The sequence below is a fragment of the Marinobacter piscis genome (assembly GCF_007671655.1).
GTDB classification, from domain to species: Bacteria; Pseudomonadota; Gammaproteobacteria; order Pseudomonadales; family Oleiphilaceae; genus Marinobacter; species Marinobacter piscensis.
The window spans coordinates 438,470-455,760 of sequence record NZ_VCGX01000002.1 but is presented as its reverse complement, the minus strand read 5'-3'; the positions used below and the strand labels follow the sequence as shown (position 1 = coordinate 455,760).

Genomic DNA, 17,291 nt, shown 5'->3' with positions numbered 1-17,291 from the left:
CCCGGAGATCTCGTTATCCATGTGTGGCATTGTCGGCATCGTCAGTACTTCCAACGTCAATCAGTCGCTTTATGATGCGCTGACTGTACTTCAGCACAGGGGGCAGGATGCAGCAGGTATTGTAACCTTTCAGGATAACCGGTTTTATCTTCGTAAAGATAACGGCCTGGTGCGGGATGTCTTCCATACCCGGCATATGCGCCGGCTGGTTGGTAACGTGGGCATCGGGCATGTGCGTTACCCGACGGCAGGTAGTTCAAGCTCGGCTGAATCCCAGCCGTTTTATGTCAACAGCCCTTACGGTATAACGCTGGCCCATAATGGTAACCTGACCAACGCTGACGAACTGAGCCGTGACCTGTTTCGTACAGACTTGCGCCACATCAATACGAATTCCGATTCGGAAGTGTTGCTCAACGTATTTGCTCACGAGTTACAAAAACTGGGCAAACTTGATCCGACCAAAGAAGAAATATTCTCGGCCGTGCGCGCCGTACACAAACGATGTCGTGGTGCCTATGCAGTGATTGCCATGATCACCGGGTACGGGATTATCGGCTTTCGTGATCCCAACGGGATTCGCCCGGTCTGTTACGGCGAAAGAGTGTCCGAGAGCGGGGATAAAGAGTACATGATTGCCTCGGAAAGCGTTGCCCTGAGTGCGGCAGGCTATACTCTGGTTAGAGACATAGCCCCGGGTGAAGCTGTGTATATCGAGACAGACGGCACCCTATACACACAGCAGTGCGCCCGCGCCCCGAAGCTGCTTCCCTGTATTTTTGAACATGTTTATTTTGCCCGCCCTGATTCCATTATGGATGGCGTTTCAGTTTATAAAGCACGGTTACGCATGGGGGAAACACTGGCCGACAAAGTGCTGCGGGAGCGCCCGGATCACGATATTGATGTTGTTATGCCCATTCCGGATACCAGTCGCACATCGGCTATGCAGATGGCACACAGGTTAGGGCTGAAATTCCGTGAAGGGTTTATCAAAAACCGCTACATCGGGCGCACCTTCATCATGCCCGGCCAGAAAATGCGCAAAAAGTCTGTACGCCAGAAACTGAACCCGATCGATCTGGAATTCCGTGGAAAAAACGTCATGCTGGTGGACGATTCCATTGTGCGTGGTACGACGTGTAAGGAAATTGTGCAGATGGCCAGGGATGCCGGAGCAGAAAACGTCTATTTTGCGTCGGCGGCTCCCCCGGTCCGCTACCCGAACGTATACGGTATCGACATGCCATCCGCTACTGAGCTGATTGCCCACGACAGAACGGTCGAGGAGATTCGGGAGCTGATTGGTGCTGACTGGTTGCTGTATCAGGATCTTGAAGATCTGGTCGCCAGTGTCAGCGATGTTAATGACAACATTGAAGGCTGGGAGTGCTCGGTATTCACCGGAAATTATGTAACGGGTGATATAGACCCGGGTTACCTTGAGCGCCTTGATCAGGCGAGAAATGAGACCATCCGCACAGGTGCAGAGGATGTCGACTCTGACGACAATGGTGTTATTGATCTGCATAACGACGAAGATTGACTAAGGAGCCTGCAAGGAGACGCCCATGACTCATCACCGCGAAGAATTTGTCCGGATTCCCGAATCGGACCTTGAGGGCATGTTGCCCGATACACTGGCGGTGAGGGCAGGGCAGCTCCGTACTGCCCAGCTTGAGCACAGCGACGCCATTTTCCCCACTTCCAGCTTTGTGTATGGCAGCGCCGCACAGGCAGCCGCCCGGTTTGGGGGTGAAGAGCCCGGCAACATCTACTCCCGGTTTACCAACCCGACGGTGCAGGCGTTTGAAAGACGGATCGCTGCCATGGAGGGCGGTGAACGGGCGGTTGCGACAGCATCCGGCATGGCTGCCATTCTGAGTACCTGTATGGCTCTTCTACAAAGTGGCGACCATGTTGTGTGCTCCCGGGGCGTGTTTGGCACCACCAGTGCCCTGTTCCACAAATACATGGCAAAGTTCGGTGTCACAACAACCTTTGTCAGCCTTGTTGATGGGGAAGAGTGGGCGTCCGCAGTGCGTCCGGAAACCCGTATGTTATTTGTGGAAACGCCTTCCAACCCGCTTTGTGAAGTGGCTGATATGGAGTCACTGGCGAAGCTTGCCCATGAAAATGATGCCCTGTTTATTGTCGACAACTGTTTCTGCACGCCGGTACTGCAGCGGCCACTGGATTACGGTGCCGATATAGTCATTCACTCCGCAACGAAATACCTTGATGGACAGGGGCGCTGCGTCGGGGGCGTGGTTGTGGGGCCGGATAAGCTGCTTGAGCCGGTTTATGGTTTTTTGAGGTCGGCCGGGCCTACCATGAGTCCGTTTAATGCCTGGGTATTTCATAAGGGATTGGAAACCTTACCAATTCGTATGCGAGCCCATTGTGAAAATGCGTTAGAGTTGGCGGAGTGGCTGGAACAGCAGCCTGAGGTAGAGCATGTATATTACACCGGGCTTGAAAGCCACCCGCAGCATGCTATTGCAAAAAAGCAGCAAAAAGGGTTTGGTGGCATGTTGTCGTTTTGCCTCAGAGGAGGTCGCAACGAAGCCTGGAGGTTTATTGATGCTACCCGGATGATTTCGATTACCGCCAACCTTGGGGATGTTAAAACCACGATTACGCATCCGGCCACGACAACCCATGGGCGGTTATCTCCGGAAGACAAATCGGCAGCAGGTATAACTGAAAGTCTCGTTCGCCTTTCTGTGGGCATAGAAGCGGTTGACGATCTGAAAACGGACCTACAAAGAGGCTTTCAGGCGCTGCAGAACGCAAGTAACACTTAATCTTTGAGCATTCATGGCTGAATCCGCAAAAGCGAATAAAACACCAAAAGAGCTGACGGAAAAGCAACTACGCTTTCGTCGTCTCGCCGCCCAGGGAGCCCGGGAAGGTGCTGTGATCGGGCTGGTCGCACTGAGCATTTATCTGTTTATGGCGCTGCTCACCTTCAACCCTGCAGATCCGGGTTGGGCCAGTATCGGGCATGACACCAGTGTGCACAACGCCGCAGGGCGTTCCGGTGCCTGGCTTGCGAGCCTGTTGATGGACTTCTTTGGCCACGTGGCTTATCTGTTTCCTTTAATGGTTGCAGGCTATGCCATTATGCTGATTCGTCGCCGCAATGACTCTCTGGACCTGCACTGGCCGTTGTTCCTGATGCGGTTCGGCGGTTTTTTATTGATTCTGTTATCAGCCACCAGTCTGCTTTCCCTGTACTCGGTTTTTGGTCTCAGCGCCTCCTCAGGCGGTGTTCTGGGCACATCAGTCGCCGAAGCCATGGTGCGCTTTTTCAACCTTCCTGCAACAACGCTTCTGTTGATTGCAATTTTCCTGTTTGCACTGACAGTGACCGTTGGTCTGTCCTGGTTCTGGCTGATGGATCAGTTAGGCGGGCTGGCCATGCAGCTGGGACAATCCGTAAAAAGCCTGGTAAAACCTGGCGAATCCCGGGCATCTTCTGCAGAAAAGCCTGCTGCCCAGGCGCAGAACCCGGTTGCTGCACCACAGAAACGTAAGACTGCTCCCGCCGGATCGGATACGCGCTGGTGGCACAAGATTCCCGGATTTGGGCCCGGCAGAGCAGCCGGGCGGAAAAAGAGACAGGAACAGCGGCTGGAGCCGGGAATGGAAGGTCTGTCCGCCACAGAAGACCGGGAACCGGCACAGCTTGAGAGTTTCAGTTCCCGGGATGATACGCCAGTTCCGCAGCCGGCCCCTTCGCAGGCTGCGGAGGGAGAAAAGCAAGCGCCTGCGAGCCGTTCTCTCAAAATCTCGCCTTTCAAAAAAGACGAGCAGCCCCCGAAGAAGAAGGAAGGGAAAAAGGCGCAGGGATCGTTACTGGAAGATGTTGAAAGTCCTATTCCTCCAGTTTCATTACTCGATCCCCCGGATGAAAACAAGGAAAGTGGTTATTCGGAAGAGTCTCTGGAGCATATGTCTCGCCTGCTGGAAGAGAAGCTTGCGGACTTTGGGGTTTCAGTGGAGGTGGTTGAGGTTAACCCGGGCCCGGTGATCACCCGCTTTGAGATTAAACCGGCGGCGGGTGTAAAGGTCAGCAAAATTTCCAACCTTGCCAAGGACCTGGCGCGCTCACTGGCTGTTCTTGCCGTCAGGGTTGTTGAGGTAATCCCCGGCAAGTCAGTGGTGGGCATCGAAATTCCCAACGAAAAGCGTGAAATTGTGCGCCTCAGTGAAGTGCTGGGCGCGAGAGTGTTCAGCGAATCCAAATCTGCGCTGACAATGGCGTTGGGGAACGATATCGGGGGTAACCCGATGGTGGCAAACCTTTCGAAAATGCCCCATTTGCTGGTAGCGGGTACCACAGGCTCGGGTAAGTCGGTGGGGGTTAATGCCATGCTGCTGAGCATGTTGCTGAAGGCCGGACCTGACGAAGTTCGCTTTATCATGGTTGACCCCAAGATGCTTGAGCTCAGCATCTACGATGGCATTCCACACCTGTTGGCACCGGTTGTGACCGATATGAAAGAAGCCGCCAATGCACTGCGTTGGTGCGTCGCCGAAATGGAGCGCAGGTATCGCCTGATGGCGACATTCGGTGTGCGGAATCTGGCCGGCTATAACCGCAAAGTGAGAGATGCCGCTGCCGCCGGAGAGCCGCTTCTTGACCCGTTCTGGAAACCTGAGGAACATCTCTCAAACGATGAACAGGAGCGTCCGGAACTGGAGCCCCTGCCGTATATTGTTGTTGTGATCGATGAGTTTGCCGACATGATGATGATTGTCGGCAAGAAGGTAGAAGAGCTGATTGCCCGTATTGCCCAGAAAGCCAGGGCTGCAGGTATTCACCTGATCCTTGCAACTCAGCGGCCATCTGTGGATGTAATCACCGGTCTGATCAAAGCCAACATTCCTACCCGAATGTCGTTTCAGGTATCTTCCAAGGTTGACTCCCGCACAGTTCTGGATCAGGGCGGGGCCGAGCAGCTTCTGGGGCATGGTGACATGCTGTACCTGCCGCCCGGGTCGGGCTTGCCGGTTCGAGTCCATGGCGCGTTTGTGGATGACGATGAAGTACACCGGGTCGTCAGTGCCTGGAAAGCCCGTGGCGAGCCTGTGTACGTAGACGATGTACTTACCGGCGCTGAAAGTGAAAACCTCCCCGGCGTTCCCAAGCTATCGGATGACGGTGATAACGAAAATGATGCATTGTTTGATGAGGTTGTGGTGTTTGTAACAGAAGGGCGCCGGGTGTCCATTTCTTCTGTACAGCGAAAATTCAAAATAGGTTATAACCGGGCGGCCAACCTGGTTGACGCCATGGAAGCTGCCGGAGTAGTCAGCGCAGCCGGCCATAACGGCGCCCGTGAAGTACTGGCCCCGCCCCCACCAAGAGATTAGGAGTTGTTCTCTATGCAACAATTATTGGTTAAGCGCTTGCTGACGCTTCTTGTCATGCTGGTGTTCAGTAGTGTTCTGGTTGCTGATGAAAGCCAGGATGCGGCAGCCAGCCTGGCGTCGCTGCTGAAAAGTTATGAGACTTATCAGGCCGACTTCATCCAGATAGTGGTTAATGAAAACGGTAACAAGGTCCAGGAGACCCGTGGGTCCCTCAAGGCGAAAAGACCTGGCTTGTTTTACTGGGAAACCCGTGCTCCTTTGTCACAGTTCATTGTCAGCAATGGGGATCAGGTAGAGGTATACGACCCCGACCTTGAGCAGGTAACCGTGCATAACCTGGACGAACAGGTTCAGACCACGCCTGCACTGCTGCTTAGTGGGGAAGTTGACAACCTGGAGGAAACCTATCGGGTTTCCACTCGGGAAATGGAGGGGGAGATCCGGGAGTTCACACTGAAACCCCGAAGTGAAGATTCATTATTTGTGTCTCTGCGCCTGAGATTTGACGGCAACGAATTGCAGGAGATGCGAATGCAGGACTCCCTGGCCCAGCTTAGTGTGCTTAGTTTTGACAACATTCAGCTAAACCAGGCTGTGAAAGATACCGCATTTACTCTGGACTATCCGGAGGGCGTAGACGTTATCCGGGACGAAAACTGAAATGCAGAACAACCTGTTTGCTGAACAGACCGGTTTCCGGCCTCTGGCTGCGCGTATGCGGCCGGAAAGCCTTGACGATTACGTCGGACAGACGCACCTGGTCGGGCCAGGGAAGCCGCTGCGCCGGGCTGTAGAGCAGGGTCAGCTCCACTCGATGATTTTGTGGGGACCGCCGGGGGTGGGCAAAACGACGTTCGCCCGGCTTCTGGCGACAGTGGGAGATCTCAGCTTTGAAACCGTATCGGCGGTTCTGAGCGGCGTGAAGGACATACGCGCCATTGTTGAGCGGGCTCACAACCGCAAGGTTGCCCAGGGCCAGGATACGCTGTTATTTGTGGACGAGGTGCACCGGTTCAACAAAAGCCAGCAGGACGCTTTTCTTCCGCACATTGAAGATGGCACGTTTATATTTGTGGGTGCGACCACAGAGAACCCCTCGTTCGAGCTGAACAGTGCGCTTCTTTCCCGTAGCCGTGTGTATGTGCTGAAAAACCTGGAAGAGGACGATATTCTTCGTTTGCTGAACCGGGCATTGAGTACCCCTGAAGGTTTTGACGGGGAGCTTCTGGTCGCAGATGACGTATTGCAGGTTATGGCAGCGGCATCAGGTGGCGATGCCCGCAAAGCCCTGAATATTCTTGAGGTATCGGCGGATCTGGCGGAGCCGGACAGTGACGGAAAAAACCGGGTCACCGCCGAACACCTTGAGCAGGTGATGCAAACCAGTCTGCGTCGTTTTGACAAAGGCGGCGATGTTTTTTATGACCAGATCTCCGCGCTACACAAATCTGTCCGGGGGTCGGACCCGGATGGTTCGCTGTACTGGCTGTGCCGCATGCTCGATGGCGGTTGCGATCCCTTGTACGTTGCCCGCCGCCTGGTGCGTATCGCCAGCGAAGATATAGGTAACGCCGACCCGCGCGCGCTGCACCTGAGTATGGATGCCTGGGAAGCGCTGGAGCGCCTGGGGAGCCCGGAAGGCGAACTGGCCCTGGCTCAGGCGGCCACCTATCTCGCGCTGGCGCCCAAAAGTGACGCCGTTTATAAGGCGTTCAACCAGTGCATGGCCGACATCAGGAAAGATCCCGACTACGAAGTGCCTGTGCACTTGCGAAATGCGCCCACAAAACTGCTCAAAAGCATGGGCCATGGGGATACCTACCGATATGCTCACCATGAGCCGGAAGCGTTTGCGGCAGGGGAGTCGTACCTGCCCGAGGCTATCCATGAGCGCCGGTACTATGAACCCGTCAGGCGCGGTCTGGAAATCAAACTTGCCGACAAGCGCCAGCGCCTTGATGCGCTTAACGAACAAAGCCCCAGAAAACGCCATACCTGAAAACCGGACACAGACCGGAGGCGCTAGCCAGACGTGCCGCTACAAGTATAATGGCGTGTTATTCTACATACATCGTAAACCGGAAAATCCAGGATAATCATGCTCGACCCCAAACTCGTCCGTAGCCAGACTGAAGACATTGCCCGCAAACTGGCGATCAAGAATTTTGTGTTTGATACAGCTGCCTTTGAAACGCTTGAGGAGCGTCGCCGCGCACTTCAGGTGAGCACAGAGTCTTTGCAAAGCGAGCAGAACCAGAAATCCAGATCTATCGGAAAAGCCAAGGCCGCTGGCGAAGATATTCAGCCGCTGCTGGACGAAGTAGAGAGCCTGAAATCCCGCAAGTCCGAAGCTGAAGAGGAATTGCGCACCCTCCAGCATGAGCTGAACAGTTTCCTGGCCGGCATTCCGAATCTGCCGGATGAAGACGTTCCGGCGGGCGATAGTGACGAAGATAATGTTGAAGTGCGTACCTGGGGCACACCCAAACACTTCGACTTTGAGCCGGCAGATCACGTGACTCTGGGTGAAAAGCTAGCTGGCCTGGATTTTGAAACAGCGACCCGGCTGGCGCACTCTCGGTTTGCGGTGATGCGCGGACAGGTGGCACGCCTGCACCGGGCGTTGGCGCAGTTCATGCTGAACCTGCACACCGGCGAACACAATTACTCCGAAGTCTATGTACCTTATCTGGTTAACCCTGATGCACTGTACGGTACAGGTCAGCTGCCAAAGTTTGAGCATGACTTGTTCAGAATGGATGGAGAGCATCCGCTTTACCTGATTCCGACGGCCGAGGTACCGGTGACTAATCTGGTGTCCGACACGATTCTGGATGCCGGTGAATTGCCCCTGAAAATGGTAAGCCATACGCCGTGCTTCCGCAGTGAAGCTGGCTCATACGGTCGTGATACCCGGGGCATGATTCGTCAGCATCAGTTCGATAAGGTAGAGCTGGTGCAGATTGTTCGCCCGCAGGATTCCGAGGCAGCACTGGAAGCATTAACAGGTCATGCGGAGAAGGTTCTGCAGCTGCTTGAGCTTCCCTATCGACTGGTAACTCTTTGCGGTGGCGACATGGGCTTTTCTGCCGCGAAAACTTACGACCTTGAGGTCTGGTTGCCGGGTCAGAACAAGTACCGGGAGATTTCATCCTGCTCCAACACACGCGACTTTCAGGCGCGGCGCATGGGTGCCCGCTGGAGAAACCCGGAAACCGGTAAGCCGGAGCCGGTGCATACCCTCAATGGCTCCGGCCTTGCGGTCGGCCGGGCTCTGGTTGCCGTAATGGAGAACTATCAGCAGGAAGATGGCAGCATTGTGGTTCCGGAAGTGCTGAGGCCCTACATGGGCGGTGTTGAGCGTATTCAATGAGTGCCACGACCTCCCAGAGCACAGGCGCCGGAATAGCTGCCACACCGGCGCCTGTGAGATACAGAAAAAACCCGGTGACATCCAACCCGAACAGCTCCGCCGGCGAGGTTGCTCTTGTAGGGGCAGGCCCCGGAGATCCGGAGCTGCTCACACTGAAAGCCTGGCGCCTCATCACCTCTGCTGAAATCGTACTTTACGATCGCCTGGTTTCGCCCGACATTCTTGGCCTGGTTCCAGACACTGCAGAAATGGTGCATGTGGGTAAACAGCGGGCGAATCATGCGCTACCGCAGGATCAGATTAACCAGAGACTGGTAGACCTGGCCAGACAAGGCTACAAAGTGGTTCGGCTGAAGGGGGGAGATCCGTTTATCTTTGGCCGTGGCGGCGAAGAAATTGAAACACTGGCCAGTGCCGGCGTCCGCTTCCAGGTTGTACCAGGAATCACTGCTGCCTCCGGTTGTGCCGCCTACGCCGGAATCCCGTTAACCCATCGTGATTACGCTCAGTCGGTACGGTTTGTGACCGGGCACCTGAAGAACAATACCTGTGATTTACCCTGGAAGGATTTTGTTCAGAATAACCAGACCCTCGTGTTTTACATGGGGCTGATTGGTCTGCCCATTATTTGCGAGCAACTTGTCAAGCACGGTATGGCCGCGGATATGCCGGTAGCCCTGATTTCCAAAGGGACCACTCCGGAGCAGCAGGTCGTTACCGGCAATCTGACAACCATTGTTCAGAAAGTGAATGAAGAGAAGGTTCAGGCACCGACCCTTGTTATTGTGGGTCATGTGGTTGCACTGCGAGACCGGCTGGACTGGGTCGCGGGACTGCCAACCCAGCCGGTCTGATCTGGGCTATCCGGTTCAGCCGGCTACGCGTTCGGGCAGTACGTTTTTGAGCTTGCCGTGCATTTCGCGAATGGCCGTTTCGGTGGCCTCCCAGTCAATACAGGCGTCCGTCAGAGACACACCGTATTTCAGGTCTTCCAGGTTTTCCGGGATTGACTGGTTGCCCCAGTTAATATTGCTTTCAATCATCAGGCTCTGAATGGACTTGTTGCCTTCCATAATCTGCAGGCTGACATCGTTCATAACCAGAGGCTGAATGGACGGGTCTTTGCTGGAGTTGGCATGACTGCAATCCACCATGATGGATTTGCGTAAGCCGGCCTTTTCCAGCGCCTGCTCGCAAAGCGCGACGTTCACCGAATCATAGTTGGGCTTGCCGCCTCCGCCGCGCAGGACAACATGCCCGTAGCGGTTGCCTTTGGTACGGATAATGGCCCCTTTACCCTGCTGATCAATCCCCAGAAAACTGTGGGGGTAAGAGACTGATTTCATCGCATTGACTGCGACATCCAGGTTGCCATCTGTGCCGTTTTTAAAGCCGATCGCGGTGGACAGGCCACTGCTCATCTCCCGGTGAGTCTGGGACTCTGTGGTGCGGGCCCCAATTGCTGACCAGGAAATTGTATCCTGCAGATACTGGGGTGAGATCGGATCCAGAGCTTCGGTGGCGGCCGGAAGCCCGAGTTCGTTAATGTCGAGCAAAAGGCGGCGCCCGAGATGCAGACCACGTTCAATATCGAAGGTGTCGTTAAGGTGCGGATCGTTGATCAGCCCTTTCCAGCCTACGGTTGTTCTGGGTTTTTCAAAGTACACCCGCATAATAATAAGCAGCGTATCACTGACTTCATCAGCTAGCTTCTTCAGGCGCCTGGCGTAATCGAGAGCGGCTTCCGGGTCATGGATAGAGCAGGGGCCAACGACCAGGAATAAGCGATGATCTTTGCCATCAAGAATGTCGTATATGGCCTGACGGCCTTCAGCGACGGTTTTTGCTGCTTTATCCGAGAGCGGCATGCTGTTTTTGAGCTGCTCAGGCGTGATCAGTGTTTCCTGACTTGCGACGTTCAGGTTTTCAAGACTATTGCCGGACATGTTTTGTTACTTCCCCGATTCCTACCTTTGCGCCCAGCTGTACGGTTAAAAGATTCAACAAGGCCGCAGGTTAATGCGAATAGCACCGGGCCCGGTTATGTAACCGGTTCCGGTGAATTTTGCTGTTTCAGGCTGTTACTCTTCCAATTCGCCCATGCCGGTAATATTGAACCCGGCATCTACGTACATGATTTCACCCGTAATACCGCTGGCCATGTCAGAGTTCAGGAACGCTGCGGCGTTACCAACTTCATCAATGGTGACGTTGCGACGCAGCGGTGCACGCCTGGCGTTTTCCGCGAGCATTTTCCGGAAGCTTTTGATTCCGGATGCCGCCAGTGTGCGGATAGGCCCGGCAGAAATGCCATTCACCCGTATGCCATCACGGCCCAGGCTGGCAGCCATATAGCGGACGTTTGCTTCCAGGGAGGCTTTTGCCAGTCCCATCACGTTGTAATTCTGCAGAACCTTTTCAGCACCCAGGTAAGTCAGCGTGAGCAGTGAGCTGCCTTCGTGCATCATTGACCGGGCCCCTTTGGCCAGGGCAACAAAACTGTAGGAGCTGATGTCATGAGCGGTTCTGAAGCCTTCACGAGTGGTGACATCCACGTAGTTGCCGTCAAGTTCATGACCCGGCGCGAAGCCAACAGCGTGGACTATGATATCAATGTTGTCCCAGTGTTGGCCAAGCTCTTTGAACACATTGTCGATTTCTTCATCACTGGCAACATCACAGGGGAAAATGAGGTTGCTGCCCCAGCCCTCGGCAAACTTTTCAACTCTCGGCTTCAGCTTTTCGTTCTGGTAGGTAAAGGCCAGTTCGGCGCCTTCGCGGGCAAAGGCGTCCGCAATGCCATATGCGATGGATAGTTTACTGGCTACGCCAACAATCAGCGCTTTCTTGCCACTGAGTATTCCCATGATATTCTCCGTGTGTTCCTGATTTTAATGCATTATCCCCGAAACCTTCTGGCCGGGGTAACGCTCAAATAGTCGTAGTATCAGCGGTGCTGTCCTGCCGATAGAAAAATGCTGCTTCAAGCAGATTCCGAGTGTATTCCTGCGCAGGCGCCCTGAAAATATCAGCAGCGTCTCCGTACTCCACCACCGTTCCGTGTCTCAGAACCAGAAGCTGATGGCTCAGCGCCCGGACAACGGCCAGGTCATGGCTGATAAAGATATAGCTTAAACCATAGCGAGCCTGAATATCACGAAGCAGTTCGATCACCTGTTTTTGCACCGTGCGATCAAGGGCCGATGTGGGCTCATCCAGGATAATCAGATCCGGTTGTAACACCAGAGCTCTGGCAATGGCGATGCGTTGACGTTGTCCCCCTGAAAACTCGTGGGGGTAACGGTGTCTTGCCTCAGGGTCCAGGCCCACGTCTTCAAGTGCGGTAATTACCTGTCGGTCATGGCTCCCGGGATTGTCCGGGCTGTGTATCTCCAGGCCTTCGCAAACGATTTCCGCCACCGACATGCGAGGGCTCAGGCTACCAAAGGGATCCTGAAAAACAATCTGTATGCGGCGGCGCCAGGGGCGGAATGCCCGTTGGTCCAGTGCTGACAGCTCCTGATTGTCTATCTTTATGCTACCGGTGCAGGCTGTCAGTTTTAGCAGGGCATGGCCAATGGTTGTCTTGCCGCTGCCGCTTTCGCCTACAATACCGAGCGTCTGCCCTTTATCCAGGGTAAACCCCACCTGCCGGACTGCGTGAAAGTATTCTTTTACCTTACCAAACAGCCCTTTGCGTGTGGGAAACCGGACATCGAGGTTACTCACATTCAGAAGCGGCCGGGAAGCCTCCGACTGACTCAGAGGTGCCGGCGGTGGCTCAGCACCGAGCAGTCGACGAGTGTATGGGTGCTCCGGTGAGGCGAACAGGGTTTGTGTGCGGTTCTGCTCAACCAGTTGCCCATGCTCGAGAACGGCAACGCGGCTGGCGTACCGCTGCACAATGCTCAGGTCGTGGGTGATCAGCAAAATTGCCATACCCAGTTTTTTCTGCAGACTCTGAAGCAACTCCAGAACCTGCTTTTGCACAGTGACATCCAGCGCAGTGGTCGGCTCGTCAGCGATCAGCAGCTCGGGCTCGTTTGCCAGCGCCATGGCGATCATCACCCGCTGTTTCTGACCGCCCGAGAGTTGATGTGGATACGATGTAAGGCGGGTTTCGGGGTTTTCGATACCAACCAGCTCCAGAAGCTCAAGGCAGCGCTTCCGGGCCTGTTCTGCGCGCATGCCCTTATGCAGTTCCAGAGTTTCACCAATCTGCCTCTCAACGCTGTGAAGTGGGTTCAGAGAGGTCATGGGCTCCTGAAAGATCATGCTGATCTTACGCCCACGAACCTGGCGCAAACGCTTGTCTGATGCCTGCAGGAGGTCTTCGCCATGGTAGCGGATCTCACCGCTGGGGTAGGTCGCCTGGCGCTCATCCAGAAGACGCAGAATCGACAGGGCTGTGATTGACTTGCCGGAGCCGCTTTCTCCCACCAGCGCCAGAGTTTCACCCGCCTTCAGGCTGAGCGACAACGAGTCCACGGCTTTTGTGCCCGGACTGAAGCTGATTGAGAGATTGGATATCTGCAGGAATTCAGTCATATCAACTCGCTCTTAACCGTTCTTGCGGGGATCAAAGGCATCCCGCACGGCTTCGCCCACAAAGACGAGCAGGGTCAGCATCAATGACAGGGACACGAATGCCGAAATGCCCAGCCAGGGAGCATGGAGGTTGGCCTTGCCCTGGGCAATCAGCTCTCCGAGGGAGGGGGAGCCGGAGGGCAGACCAAAACCAAGGAAGTCCAGAGAGGTCAGGCCGGTGATGGCGCCCGTAAGAATAAATGGCAAAAAGGTAAGTGTCGCCACCATGGCATTGGGCAAAATATGCCGGAACATGATTTTGCGATTACCAAGCCCGAGCGCGCGAGCCGCTTTCACATATTCAAAGTTGCGTGCACGCAGAAACTCTGCACGCACAACATCGACCAGTCCCATCCAGCTGAACAGCAGCATAATTCCCAGCAGCCACCAGAAATTTGGCTGTACTATGCCGGAGAGAATAATCAGGAGGTAAAGAACGGGCAGGCCTGACCATATTTCAATAAAGCGCTGTCCGAACAAATCGGTTTTGCCACCGTAAAACCCCTGTATGGCGCCGACCGTCACACCGACAATGCAGCTTGCAATCGTGAGTGTCAGCCCGAACAGGACCGAGATACGAAATCCATAAATAACCCTTGCTGCCACATCCCGTCCCTGGTCGTCGGTGCCCAGCCAGTTTTCACTGCTGGGCGGGGCAGGTGAGGGCACATCCAGGTCGTAATTTATGGTGTCATAGCTGAAACGGATAGGAGGCCAGAGCATCCAGCCATTGGCCCGGATCTCATCCGCGATAAAAGGGTCCCGGTAATCTGCAGCGGTTGGCAGGAAACCGCCAAAGGTTTCTTCCGGCACATTTTCGATCACCGGAAAATAGAGACTGTCCTGATAGTACACAACCAGTGGCCGATCGTTGGCAATCAGCTCCGCGGCAAGAGTCAGGCCGAAAATAAACAGGAAGAGCCACAGAGCCCAGAAGCCCCGGCGGTTATTGCGAAAATTCCGTAAACGACGTTGCTGAATCGGGGTGAGGGTTTTCATGCTACGCCCCCTCCCGGCTTTCAAAATCGATTCGTGGATCAACCAGTACGTAGGTGATGTCGGAAATCAGTTTGAGGATCAGTCCCATCAGGGTAAAGATGAAGAGGGTGCCGAAGATCACAGGGTAATCCCGGTTAAGTGCCGCTTCAAAACCCAGCAGCCCAAGACCGTCCAGGGAGAAAATGACTTCTATCAGCAGAGAACCGGTAAAAAACAGGGAAACGAGTACCCCGGGCAAGCTGGCAATTACAATCAGCATGGCATTACGGAATACGTGGCCGTACAGCACCTGTTTTTCATCCAGGCCTTTGGCCCTGGCCGTGACGACATACTGTTTGCCGATTTCATCCAGAAATGAGTTTTTGGTCAGCAGTGTCAGGGTGGCAAAGCCACCGATAACGTTTGCGGTTACCGGTAACGCGAGGTGCCAGAAGTAGTCGGCAACTTTCTGATACCAGTTGAGTTGTTCGAAGTTGGCAGAGGTGAGCCCGCGCAGGGGGAACCAATCAAAATAACTGCCTCCAGCAAACAGGACAATCAGCAGAATAGCAAACAGGAAGCCGGGAATGGCGTAGCCGATCACGATTGCAGAGCTGCTCCAGACATCGAAACGGGAGCCGTCTGAGACGGCTTTGCGGATACCCAGAGGGATGGAGATGAAGTAGATAATCAGGGTTGACCAGAGGCCCAGGGAAACAGATACCGGCATCTTGTCCAGAATCAGTTCGGTCACGCTTTTTTCACGAAAAAAGGAGTCCCCGAAATTGAACGTGGCGTAATCCCTGAGCATTTTGAAGAAACGCTCATGCGCCGGTTTGTCAAAACCGTACAGCGTTTCGATCTCTTTCAGCATTTCGTCCGGAATGCCCCGGGAACCGCGGCTGTCACCCGATGAGCTGGAAACCTCGCCTCCGGCCCCACCGCCCGATGCCCGGGCCAGGGCGCTGCCCCCATGGCCTTCCATCTCCGCAATCAGCTGTTCCACCGGGCCACCGGGTGCTGCCTGAACGATTACGAAATTGAGCAGCAGGATACCGATCAGGGTAGGAATAATCAGCGCCAGGCGCCGTAATATGTAGATCCCCATTCAGCGGTAACTCCCTCAGGGCTCAGCCCACCAGTTATCCAGGTCGGTACCGTTTTTGGGTGTGTCTTCCGGGTGCTTCAGGTGGCTCCAATAGGCAACGCGGTCTTTTGCAAGGTGCCAGTGGGGCACAACATAGTGACCGTTGAGTAAGACTCTGTCGAGGGCCCGCGTGCGCTGGACCAGTTCTTCCCGGTCCGGAGCCTGTATAACCAGCCTGACCAGCTTATCGACGACAGGATCGTTTACACCGGCGTAGTTACGGGAGCCATTCACATCGACCGTCGATGAATGCCAGTACTCACGCTGCTCGTTGCCCGGAGAGTCTGACTGACCAATGGCCTGGGTAATCATATCGTAATCGAACTGGCGTACACGCTGGACGTATTGATTGCTGTCCACAAGGCGCACGGACACATCGATACCCAGCCGGGCCAGGTTGTTTTTGAAGGGCAGTACAACTCTCTCAAAGGTTTTCTGGAACAGCAGGATTTCGAAGCTGAGTGGCTTTCCGGTCTCTGAGTGAACCATTTTGCCATCACGGATTTCGTATCCGGCCGAGCGCAACAGCTCCATGGCGGTTCGCAGGTTTTGTCGGAGACCGTGCCTGCCGCTGGTGGACGGTGCTTCAAAAGGCTCAGTGAAGACACGCTCGCTGAGCTGATCCCGGAATTGATTCAGTATTTCCAGCTCCCGGCCCTCCGGCAGGCCAGTGGACGCCAGTTCGCTGTTTTCGAAATAACTGTTTGTACGGGCATACTGACCGTAGAACAGGTTTTTGTTGGTCCACTCAAAATCAAATGCATACGAAAGTGCTTCGCGAACTTTGGGGTCACTGAAGACCTGTTTGCGGGTATTGAATACAAAACCCTGCATTCCCGTCGGGCGGTGGTGTTCAATGGCTTCCTTGGTAATGGTGCCGTTATCAAACTTGTCGCCGGTGTAGGCCGTTGCCCAGTTTTTTGCGGAGCTTTCCAGCCGGAAGTCGAAGCTGCCCGCCTTGAAGGCCTCGAGCGCAACCGTGTCATCTGTGTAGTAATCGTATCGGATTTCGTCGAAATTAAAGCGGCCTTTGCGGACGGCCAGGTCTTTCGCCCAATAATCCTCAATCCGTTCATAGACAACAGAACGCCCGGCCTCAAAATCAGAAATCCGGTAGGCACCACTGCCCACGGGCGGGGTCAGACCGTTCTTGTCAAAGTCGCGGTCTGCCCAGTAATGAGCGGGCAGAATGGGCATTTGCCCGAGAATCAGCGGCAATTCCCGATTACTGCTCTGCTGAAAATCAAAGCGAACCCGGCGCGGACCTTCCACCGTTACTTTGCTGACGTCTGCATAATAGTTCCGGTAAAACGGATGTCCCTTGGTGGTCAGTATCTCAAATGAAAACTTGACGTCTTTTGCAGTGATGAGCTCGCCATCCTGAAAGCGGGCGGACGGTCTGAGGTTGAAGGTGACATAGCTGCGATCTTCAGGTGTTTCTACTGATTCAGCAATCAGGCCATACATGGAAAACGGCTCATCGGCAGAGTATTCAAGAAGGGTGTCGTAAAGGTAGTTGCTGATACCGGCCGCGGCTACACCACGAACGCTGAACGGGTTGAAAGAGTCGAAGCCGTTAGCGACTACGGCCATCTTCAGCGCGCCGCCTTTAGGGGCATCCTTGTTGACATAATCGAAGTGGCTGAAACCTTCGGGGTAGCGAGGCTCCCCGTGCATGGCCAGTCCGTGAACGGCTTCGGTTTGTTCAGAGGAACTATCAGGGCTGGCGTCAGCTGCTGACACAAAGCCGGGAAGGCCCAGCAGAGCCAGAAAGGAAAGGGTGCTTACAAGGCGTGGGACGATTCGGGTTGTTGTCATGGGTCT

12 protein-coding genes and 1 pseudogene are annotated in these 17,291 nt (G+C 54.7%); 7 read left to right on the top strand and 6 right to left on the bottom strand.

Annotated elements, in window-relative coordinates; genetic code table 11:
* Positions 1–19 precede the first annotated feature (19 nt).
* From purF to cobA, 7 genes and pseudogenes are all read left to right on the top strand, one after another.
* Positions 20–1,546 (top strand): amidophosphoribosyltransferase, encoded by a 1,527-nt coding sequence (purF, locus tag FFI95_RS07845; RefSeq protein WP_144821871.1) that lies wholly within the window; start codon positions 20–22, stop codon positions 1,544–1,546.
* A gap of 25 nt (positions 1,547–1,571) precedes the next feature.
* Entirely contained in the window at positions 1,572–2,807 is a 1,236-nt protein-coding gene (locus tag FFI95_RS07840; RefSeq protein WP_144821870.1) for an O-succinylhomoserine sulfhydrylase, read from the top strand.
* A gap of 13 nt (positions 2,808–2,820) precedes the next feature.
* Positions 2,821–5,382: a DNA translocase FtsK gene (locus FFI95_RS07835; RefSeq protein ID WP_144821869.1), complete on the top strand. Its 2,562-nt coding sequence runs from the start codon at positions 2,821–2,823 to the stop codon at positions 5,380–5,382.
* Positions 5,383–5,394: 12 nt separating this feature from the next.
* Positions 5,395–6,042 (top strand): outer membrane lipoprotein periplasmic chaperone LolA, encoded by a 648-nt coding sequence (gene lolA, locus FFI95_RS07830; protein WP_144821868.1) that lies wholly within the window; start codon positions 5,395–5,397, stop codon positions 6,040–6,042.
* 1 nt (position 6,043) lies between these two features.
* Entirely contained in the window at positions 6,044–7,381 is a 1,338-nt protein-coding gene (locus FFI95_RS07825; RefSeq protein ID WP_144821867.1) for a replication-associated recombination protein A, read from the top strand.
* A gap of 99 nt (positions 7,382–7,480) precedes the next feature.
* Complete coding sequence (gene serS / locus FFI95_RS07820) at positions 7,481–8,755, top strand: serine--tRNA ligase (RefSeq protein WP_144821866.1); 1,275 nt, start codon at positions 7,481–7,483, stop codon at positions 8,753–8,755.
* Positions 8,756–8,850: 95 nt separating this feature from the next.
* Positions 8,851–9,609, top strand: a pseudogene (gene cobA, locus FFI95_RS07815) (uroporphyrinogen-III C-methyltransferase); the annotation flags it as partial.
* Positions 9,610–9,624: 15 nt separating this feature from the next.
* Here the strand turns inward: cobA and FFI95_RS07810 are convergent.
* The 6 genes from FFI95_RS07810 to FFI95_RS07785 form a co-directional block, all read right to left on the bottom strand.
* On the bottom strand, positions 9,625–10,701 hold the full coding sequence (locus FFI95_RS07810) for a 3-deoxy-7-phosphoheptulonate synthase (protein WP_144821864.1): 1,077 nt from the start codon (positions 10,699–10,701) through the stop codon (positions 9,625–9,627).
* Positions 10,702–10,836: 135 nt separating this feature from the next.
* Positions 10,837–11,622 (bottom strand): enoyl-ACP reductase FabI, encoded by a 786-nt coding sequence (locus tag FFI95_RS07805; RefSeq protein WP_144821863.1) that lies wholly within the window; start codon positions 11,620–11,622, stop codon positions 10,837–10,839.
* Between the two features lie 64 nt (positions 11,623–11,686).
* Entirely contained in the window at positions 11,687–13,303 is a 1,617-nt protein-coding gene (locus tag FFI95_RS07800; RefSeq protein WP_144821862.1) for an ABC transporter ATP-binding protein, read from the bottom strand.
* 12 nt (positions 13,304–13,315) lie between these two features.
* Complete coding sequence (locus FFI95_RS07795; protein WP_144821861.1) at positions 13,316–14,341, bottom strand: ABC transporter permease; 1,026 nt, start codon at positions 14,339–14,341, stop codon at positions 13,316–13,318.
* 1 nt (position 14,342) lies between these two features.
* On the bottom strand, positions 14,343–15,428 hold the full coding sequence (locus FFI95_RS07790) for a microcin C ABC transporter permease YejB (protein ID WP_144821860.1): 1,086 nt from the start codon (positions 15,426–15,428) through the stop codon (positions 14,343–14,345).
* A gap of 15 nt (positions 15,429–15,443) precedes the next feature.
* Positions 15,444–17,285, bottom strand: coding sequence for an extracellular solute-binding protein (locus FFI95_RS07785; protein WP_144821859.1), 1,842 nt, complete (start codon positions 17,283–17,285; stop codon positions 15,444–15,446).
* Positions 17,286–17,291 lie beyond the last annotated feature (6 nt).

Bases quoted from the DNA above. Each gene is read 5' to 3' on its own strand.
- FFI95_RS07835 (WP_144821869.1), top strand. From the start codon at position 2,821: ATGGCTGAATCCGCAAAAGCGAATAAAACACCAAAAGAGCTGACGGAA.
- lolA (WP_144821868.1), top strand. From the start codon at position 5,395: ATGCAACAATTATTGGTTAAGCGCTTGCTGACGCTTCTTGTCATGCTG.
- FFI95_RS07810 (WP_144821864.1), bottom strand. From the start codon at position 10,701: ATGTCCGGCAATAGTCTTGAAAACCTGAACGTCGCAAGTCAGGAAACA.
- purF (WP_144821871.1), top strand. From the start codon at position 20: ATGTGTGGCATTGTCGGCATCGTCAGTACTTCCAACGTCAATCAGTCG.
- FFI95_RS07800 (WP_144821862.1), bottom strand. From the start codon at position 13,303: ATGACTGAATTCCTGCAGATATCCAATCTCTCAATCAGCTTCAGTCCG.
- serS (WP_144821866.1), top strand. From the start codon at position 7,481: ATGCTCGACCCCAAACTCGTCCGTAGCCAGACTGAAGACATTGCCCGC.
- FFI95_RS07785 (WP_144821859.1), bottom strand. From the start codon at position 17,285: ATGACAACAACCCGAATCGTCCCACGCCTTGTAAGCACCCTTTCCTTT.
- FFI95_RS07795 (WP_144821861.1), bottom strand. From the start codon at position 14,341: ATGAAAACCCTCACCCCGATTCAGCAACGTCGTTTACGGAATTTTCGC.
- FFI95_RS07840 (WP_144821870.1), top strand. From the start codon at position 1,572: ATGACTCATCACCGCGAAGAATTTGTCCGGATTCCCGAATCGGACCTT.
- FFI95_RS07805 (WP_144821863.1), bottom strand. From the start codon at position 11,622: ATGGGAATACTCAGTGGCAAGAAAGCGCTGATTGTTGGCGTAGCCAGT.
- FFI95_RS07825 (WP_144821867.1), top strand. From the start codon at position 6,044: ATGCAGAACAACCTGTTTGCTGAACAGACCGGTTTCCGGCCTCTGGCT.
- FFI95_RS07790 (WP_144821860.1), bottom strand. From the start codon at position 15,428: ATGGGGATCTACATATTACGGCGCCTGGCGCTGATTATTCCTACCCTG.